6 protein-coding genes are annotated in these 7510 nt (G+C 60.9%); 4 read left to right on the top strand and 2 right to left on the bottom strand.

Going from position 1 to position 7510, the window contains the following annotated elements:
* Positions 1-45 precede the first annotated feature (45 nt).
* Entirely contained in the window at positions 46-828 is a 783-nt protein-coding gene (locus tag AC1DRJ_RS15490; protein ID WP_477802940.1) for a transporter substrate-binding domain-containing protein, read from the bottom strand.
* A gap of 28 nt (positions 829-856) precedes the next feature.
* On the bottom strand, positions 857-2860 hold the full coding sequence (locus AC1DRJ_RS15485; protein WP_477802939.1) for an aminotransferase class I/II-fold pyridoxal phosphate-dependent enzyme: 2004 nt from the start codon (positions 2858-2860) through the stop codon (positions 857-859).
* Positions 2861-3263: 403 nt separating this feature from the next.
* On the opposite strand from AC1DRJ_RS15485, the gene glcD reads away from it, so the two are divergent.
* Genes glcD through AC1DRJ_RS15465 form a run of 4 tightly spaced genes read left to right on the top strand, consistent with a single transcriptional unit; the run spans position 3264 to position 7469 of the window.
* Positions 3264-4763 (top strand): glycolate oxidase subunit GlcD, encoded by a 1500-nt coding sequence (gene glcD, locus AC1DRJ_RS15480; RefSeq protein ID WP_477802938.1) that lies wholly within the window; start codon positions 3264-3266, stop codon positions 4761-4763.
* Positions 4763-5827, top strand: coding sequence for a glycolate oxidase subunit GlcE (glcE, locus tag AC1DRJ_RS15475; RefSeq protein ID WP_477802937.1), 1065 nt, complete (start codon positions 4763-4765; stop codon positions 5825-5827). Before glcD ends, glcE begins: the two co-directional genes overlap by 1 nt.
* A 3-nt stretch (positions 5828-5830) precedes the next feature.
* Positions 5831-7048, top strand: a complete 1218-nt coding sequence (gene glcF / locus AC1DRJ_RS15470; RefSeq protein ID WP_477802936.1) for a glycolate oxidase subunit GlcF — start codon at positions 5831-5833, stop codon at positions 7046-7048.
* A 19-nt stretch (positions 7049-7067) separates the two neighbouring features.
* Entirely contained in the window at positions 7068-7469 is a 402-nt protein-coding gene (locus tag AC1DRJ_RS15465) for a heme-binding protein (protein ID WP_477802935.1), read from the top strand.
* The last annotated feature ends 41 nt before the right edge of the window (positions 7470-7510 follow it).

Raw genomic sequence — 7510 nt, 5'->3', positions numbered from 1 at the left:
CCCGCTCCCACAGGTTTTGCATTTGCCACAGGATTTGTGTGGAAGTCAGAACGCTGGTTTCACGCTGGTGCCGAAGTAGTGTTGGGACAGGTCTTCATAGTCCTTGCTCGCCAGCAGGCCTTGGATGGCTTTGTCGAGTTTGGCCTTGAGCTCGATGTCATCCTTGCGCAGGCCGGCGCCCACACCTTTGCCGAAAATCGGGTCATAAGGCACCGCGCCGAGGTATTCCAGGTTGCTCGCATCCGGCGTCTGCACGAAGGCCGCCATGGCCGTGCCATCCGCCATCATCAAGTCGATGCGACCGGCAATCAGGTCGGCGTTGGCCGAGTCCTGGGTGTCGTAGTACTTCACGTCAGCGATTTTTTCGTAGTAAGTCTTCAAGTAGCTGGCGCTCACCGTGGAGTTCTGCACGCCGATGATTTTGCCCTTGAGGTCATCCGGGTACTTCTTAACCGAGGCGCCTTTCGGACCGACAATGGCGATCACCGAGTCGTAGTAAGCCTTGCTGAACGCGATCTGTTTTTCGCGTTCTTCAGTCACCGACATCGAGGAAAAAATCACGTCGATCTTCTTCGCCAGCAACGACGGAATGATGCCGTCCCACGCCACTTCCTTGATTTCGCACTCGGCTTTCATTTCGCTGCACAGCTTGTGGATCAGGTCGACCTCAAAGCCTTTCCATTCACCGTTGGCCTGCTTCTCGGTGTACGGCGGATAGGGTTCGGCTGCGACCGCGAACCTGATCGGCTGGGCGTGCGCCGCGCTAATCCCGGCCAGCAGCAAGCAGGCCGCGCCGGTAAACCAGTTTGCCAAACGTCGATTTCCCATGATTTTTCCCCGTCTTTTTTTAGATTTATTAGCGAGTCTGATGAGCGTTGACGAATTGTCGGCAACGTTCGCTGCGTGGGTGTACGAACACTTCATCCGGCGAACCGGTTTCCTCGATCAGCCCCTGATGCAAGTAGGCGACTTTGGAAGAGACATCGCGGGCAAAGGCCATCTCATGGGTCACCAGGATCATGGTCCGGCCTTCTTCTGCGAGGGAGCGGATCACCCGCAGCACTTCGCCGACCAGTTCCGGGTCGAGTGCCGAGGTGGGTTCATCGAACAGCATGACCTTGGGCCGCATGGCCAGGGCCCGGGCGATGGCCACCCGTTGTTGCTGTCCCCCGGAGAGAAACGCCGGGTACTCGTTGCGCTTGGCCGCAAGCCCCACGCGTTCGAGCAAGGCTTCGGCGCGCTCGGTCGCCTCGGCGCGGCTTTCACGCAGGACCTGGGTCGGCGCTTCGATGAGGTTTTCCAGCACCGTGCGATGGGGCCAGAGGTTGAAGTTCTGAAACACCATGCCCAGGCTCGAACGGATCCGCACCAACTGCTTGGCGTCGGACACCAGTGGCGCGCCGGGACGGTCGTGGTTGAGCTTGATGCTTTCGCCGTCCACCAGAATGCGTCCCTGGTCCGGTATCTCAAGCATGTTGATGCAGCGTAGCAAGGTACTTTTGCCCGAGCCGCTGGCGCCGATCAGGGAAATCACATCACCTTCACGGGCCGTCAGGGACACACCCTTGAGCACTTCGATATTGCCGAAGCGTTTGTGCAGGCCATCGACCTCGATCATGGTTTTGGCCGTGACCGGTGCAACGCTGGCCTGGCGGGTGACGCAGCTGATCACGGGCCGTGGCGCTTCACCTTTGAGCACCAGGACAAACTTGCGAATACGCGCACAAGCCTGGGCCAGCCGTTCTTCACCCAAGGTGAACGAGAGCCGCACAAAACCTTGTGCCGGCTCGCCAAACGCCGCCGCATCGAGGACCGACACCTGTGCCTCACGCAGCAGACGCCAGGCGAACTCCAGCGAGGTCAGCCCGGTGTCGCGCACGTCTACCAGCACGAACATGCCGGCATCGGGATTGAGCACCGAAATGCCCGGGCAATCCGCCAGGCTCGCGACTACCAGATCGCGACGGCGGCGATAGATATCGCGCATGCCGTGGGTCACGTCGTCGTGGGCCTGCACCGCCTTCAGCGCTGCTTCCATGACAAACCCCGGTAAGCCATACAGCATGCTCAGCACCAGGGTTTCGGCGTGAGCGATCAAAGCTTCGTTGGCGACGATCCAGCCGATGCGCCAGCCCGTCATGGCATGGGATTTTGACAGGCTGCCGATCACCACACAGCGCTCGGCCATGCCCGGCAAGGCGGCGAGGCTGAGGTGTGCGCGTTCGAAGGCGAGGCTTTCGTAGACTTCGTCGACCACCACCCACAGGTCATGTTCGATGGCGAGGTCGGCGATGGCTTGCAGTTCTTCGCGGTTGAGCACCACGCCGGTGGGGTTGTTCGGGTTGGAGAAGAAAATCGCCCGGGTGCGCGGGGTGATGGCCTTGGCCAGCACGGCGGCATCGAGCCTGAAACCTGAATCTGCCGAGCACGGCACCCGCACCAGCGTTGCACCGGAGGCCTTGAGCGTTGCCTCGTAGGTCACGTACATCGGGTCCAGGGCAATCACTTCATCGCCGCTGTCGAGCAAGCACATTGAAGCGATGAACAACGCGTTTTGCCCCCCGGCCGCGACGATCACGTTGGACGCTGGCACCTCACGGTCGAACAGTGGGCTGTAGCGGGTGGCAATGGCTTCGCGCAAGGCTTGGCGCCCGGCGATCTCGGTGTAATGAGTGTCGCCCTCGCGCAGCGCTTCAATGGCGGCATCGGTAATGAAATCGGGCGTGGGGAAATCCGGGTCACCGACGCTGAGAATGATCACATCCTCACCACGGCGCTGAGCTTCAAGGCCGGCATTGTGAATATCCCAGGCGGCCACTCCGTCGCCTGAAATCCGCTCAACAAAGGGTGAAAACCGCATGCCAGTGCCTCGTTCGAATTGAAGAAACGCAAGCCCGCGCAACCAGCCGGGGGAGGTGGCCACCAACATAATCGAAGCTGAACAGTCGTTCAACAGAAAAGTCGCGATGCTACGCGTTCAGCGCAAACAGGTCGTTTTCACGACAGTCGCGACGTTTTCAATAACAGGGTTGGGTGGTTGAAAGGCTCATACAGACGCAGCTTTGGCGTGTCTACCTCCTAGCAATAGCGGCGAACGAGCAGGGATAAGCTAATGTTTTGAAGGTTGTTTTCTCTATCAGCCAGAAAACCGCCGGAGTGCCCGTTAAACAACCCATAGACAGAAAAACCCGGCAGGCCAATGATGCACGTTAACTGCCAGCGGAAGACCTCGAATAAAAGCAACTGAGGGTCGAGATCAGTCGATGAACATTCTTTACGATGAACGCGTCGACGGCGTTTTGCCCGACGTCGATAAAGCCGCCCTGCTCCATGCGCTGCACGCGCGGTTGCCCGATCTGGAAATCCTCCATCAGCAGGAAGAGCTCAGGCCGTATGAATGCGACGGACTCTCCGCTTACCGCACCACGCCCCTGCTGGTGGTGCTGCCCCGTCACCTCGACGAAGTCCAGGGCGTGCTTCGAGTCTGCCATGAGCGGCACGTCCCGGTGGTTGCCCGTGGTGCCGGTACGGGTTTGTCCGGTGGTGCATTGCCGCTGGAAAAAGGCGTGCTGCTGGTGATGGCGCGCTTCAACAACATTCTGGACATCGACCCCGCCGCCCGCACCGCGCGGGTTCAGCCGGGCGTGCGCAACCTGGCGATTTCCCAGGCAGCGGCGCCGTTCGGCCTGTACTACGCACCGGACCCCTCTTCGCAGATTGCCTGTTCCATCGGCGGCAATGTCGCCGAAAACGCCGGCGGCGTGCATTGCCTCAAGTACGGTCTGACCGTGCACAACCTGCTCAAGGTCGACATCCTGACCGTCGAGGGCGAACACCTGACGCTGGGCTCTGACGCGCTCGACTCGCCGGGCTTCGACCTGCTGGCCTTGTTCACCGGTTCCGAAGGCATGCTCGGGGTGATCACCGAGGTGACGGTCAAACTGCTACCCAAACCGCAGACCGCGAAAGTGCTGCTGGCGGCCTTCGATTCTGTCGAAAAAGCCGGCCGCGCGGTGGGTGACATCATTGCCGCCGGCATCATCCCCGGCGGCCTGGAGATGATGGACAACCTGGCCATTCGCGCTGCTGAAGATTTTATCCATGCCGGTTATCCGGTCGACGCCGAAGCCATTTTGCTCTGCGAACTCGATGGCGTGGAAGCCGACGTGCAGGATGATTGCAACCGTGTGCRCCAAGTGCTGGAACAGGCCGGCGCCACCGAAGTCCGCCAGGCCCGCGACGAGGCCGAACGCGTGCGTTTCTGGGCCGGACGCAAGAATGCCTTCCCGGCAGTGGGACGCCTGTCGCCGGATTATTACTGCATGGACGGGACGATCCCGCGCCGTGAGCTGCCCGGCGTGTTGCAGGCTATCGCAGCGCTGTCGGCCGAATATGGCCTGCGGGTGGCCAACGTGTTCCATGCCGGTGACGGCAACATGCACCCGCTAATTTTGTTCGATGCCAACCAACCCGGTGAGCTCGACCGTGCCGAAACCTTGGGCGGCAAGATCCTCGAATTGTGCGTGAAGGTCGGCGGCAGCATTACCGGTGAACACGGTGTGGGCCGCGAGAAGATCAATCAGATGTGTGCGCAGTTCAACAGCGATGAGCTGACGCTGTTCCATGCGGTCAAAGCCGCCTTCGATCCGAGCGGCCTGCTCAATCCCGGCAAGAACATTCCGGCCCTGCATCGCTGCGCCGAATTTGGCGCCTTGCACGTACATATGGGTCAGTTGCCCTTCCCTGATCTGGAGCGTTTCTGATGCGCAGCGAATTCGACATGGATGACAGCGCTGCACTGCTGGAGCAGGTCAATCAAGCGCTGCAAAACGCCACGCCTTTGCGCATTCAGGGCTCCAACAGCAAAGCCTTCCTTGGACGCATCGTCGCGGGGGAGGTGCTCGATACGCGCACTCACCGAGGCATCGTCAGCTATGACCCGACCGAACTGGTGATCACCGCCCGTTGCGGTACGCCGTTGTCAGAATTGGCCGATGTATTGGACGACGCACAGCAGATGCTGGCGTGCGAACCGCCCTCCTTCGGTGAAGGCGCCACCGTCGGCGGYATGATTGCCTGTGGGTTGTCGGGACCACGGCGTCCCTGGTCAGGCTCGGTCAGGGACTTTGTCCTCGGCACGCGGGTGATCACCGGGCACGGCAAGCATTTGCGTTTCGGTGGTGAAGTCATGAAAAACGTCGCCGGTTATGACTTGTCGCGCTTGATGGCCGGCAGTTACGGGGCACTCGGTTTGGTGACTGAAGTGTCACTCAAGGTGTTGCCCAAATCCCGTCAGTGCCTGAGTATCAGCCTGGAAATGGACAGTGATCGTGCCTTGCAGCGCCTCGCGGAGTGGGGTCAGCAACCCTTGCCGATCAGCGCGGCGTGCCACGATGGGCAACACCTGCACGTGCGGCTTGAGGGCGGCGAAGGCTCGGTGGCGGCGGCCCATGACCGAKTGGGTGGCGAATTATTGGACGCGAGCTATTGGGAGGATCTCAACGAACATCGACTGGATTTCTTCGATGAGGACCAGCCCCTTTGGCGCTTGTCCTTGCCCCACAACACGCCCCGCCTTTCCTTGCCCGGCGTTCAATTGATCGATTGGGGTGGGGCGCAGCGCTGGCTCAAATCCGAGGCGCAAGCGTCGTTCATTCGCAAGATCGTCGGTGAGGTCGGCGGGCATGTGACCAGTTACAGCCATGGCCTGATCGACAGCCCGTTCCAACCGTTGCCTGCTGCGCTGATGCGTTACCATCAGAACTTGAAGCAGCAGCTTGATCCACGGGGTATCTTCAACCCCGGTCGCCTGTACGCGGAGTGTTGACCCATGCAAACCACACTCAGTGAACAATCCCGCCAACTGCCCCGCGCCAAAGAAGCCGAAAACATTCTGCGCACTTGCGTGCACTGCGGTTTTTGCAATGCCACCTGCCCGACCTATCAGTTGCTGGGCGATGAACTGGATGGCCCTAGGGGGCGCATCTACCTGATCAAGCAGGTGTTGGAAGGTAACGAGGTCACCCAAAAAACCCAGCTGCATCTGGACCGTTGTCTTTCGTGCCGCAACTGCGAAACCACCTGCCCCTCTGGCGTCGATTATCACAACTTGCTCGACATTGGGCGCGCGGTAGTGGATGCCGCCGTACCGCGCTCACTCGACCAGCGTTTGTTGCGCGAAGGGTTGCGCAGCGTCGTGCCCAATCCCGGGCTGTTCAAAGCACTGGTCAACAGCGGTCAGATGTTTCGTGCGTTGTTGCCAGGTACCCTGCAAGCCAAGTTGCCTCGCCGCGTGTACCCGGCCAAACCGCGCCCGACTGCGCGCCACTCCAGGCGGGTACTGATACTGGAAGGATGCGTGCAGCCGGGGCTGTCACCCAACACCAACGCCGCCACCGCGCGCGTGCTGGATCGACTGGGCATCAGCATCACACCGAGCCCCGAGGCCGGGTGCTGCGGCGCCGTCGATTATCACCTCGACGCTCAGGCCGCCGGCCTGGATCGCGCTCGGCATAACATCGATGCGTGGTGGCCGAGCATTGCAAACGGTGTTGAAGCCATCGTGCAAACCGCCAGCGGTTGCGGTGCGTTCATCAAAGACTATGGTCACTTGCTCCGCGCCGACCCGGCCTATGCCGACAAGGCAAAAAAGGTCAGTGCGCTGGCCAAGGACCTGGTCGAAGTGTTGCGCGCTGAACCGCTGGAAACACTCGGCATCCACAGCGCCCACCGCCTGGCGGTCCATTGCCCTTGCACCTTGCAGCACGCACAAAAACTCGGCGGAGCGGTTGAAGCGCTGCTGATGCGACTGGGCTTCAACATCACGCCCGTGCCCGATAGCCACTTGTGCTGCGGCTCGGCGGGCACCTATTCGCTGACCCAACCCGAACTGTCCCGACAACTGCGCGACAACAAGCTCAATGCGCTGGAGAGCGGGTATCCCGAGGTCATTGTCACCGCCAATATCGGTTGCCAGGCACACCTCGACGCTGCGGGTCGAACCTCCGTCAGGCACTGGATCGAACTGGTCGAAGCCGCCCTGCCCTGATCACGAACCGGAGATTGTCATGAAAAGCAAAGCCGTATTGAGCCAGGCGGAAGTCAGTCAGATCCTCGCCGCCGCCCGCACCGAAGCACAGAACAATCAATGGGCCGTGACCATCGTGGTTGTCGACGACGGCGGTCATCCCCTGGCACTCGAACGCCTCGACGGTTGTGCGCCCAGCAGCGCCTACATCGCCACCGAAAAAGCCCGCACCTCGGCCTTGGGCCGGCGCGAATCCAAGGGCTATGAAGACATGGTCAATGGTGGACGCTACGCCTTTTTATCCGCGCCGTTACTGACGTCGCTTGAAGGTGGCGTGCCGATTATTGTCGACGGCCAGGTGATTGGTGCTGTCGGCGTGTCCGGCGTCAAGTCCGACCAAGACGCGCAAGTGGCCAAGGCAGGGGCGCAATGCCTGAAGTGACGACTCCTGTGGCGAGGGGGCTTGCCCCCGTTGGACAGCGC

It is taken from the genome of Pseudomonas sp. P5_B2 (genome assembly GCF_056400445.1).
This window is presented reverse-complemented; position numbering and strand designations above follow the sequence as displayed.

Coding starts and splice junctions, on each gene's coding strand:
- AC1DRJ_RS15465 (WP_477802935.1), top strand. CDS start 7,068: ATGAAAAGCAAAGCCGTATTGAGCCAGGCGGAAGTCAGTCAGATCCTC.
- glcF (WP_477802936.1), top strand. CDS start 5,831: ATGCAAACCACACTCAGTGAACAATCCCGCCAACTGCCCCGCGCCAAA.
- AC1DRJ_RS15490 (WP_477802940.1), bottom strand. CDS start 828: ATGGGAAATCGACGTTTGGCAAACTGGTTTACCGGCGCGGCCTGCTTG.
- AC1DRJ_RS15485 (WP_477802939.1), bottom strand. CDS start 2,860: ATGCGGTTTTCACCCTTTGTTGAGCGGATTTCAGGCGACGGAGTGGCC.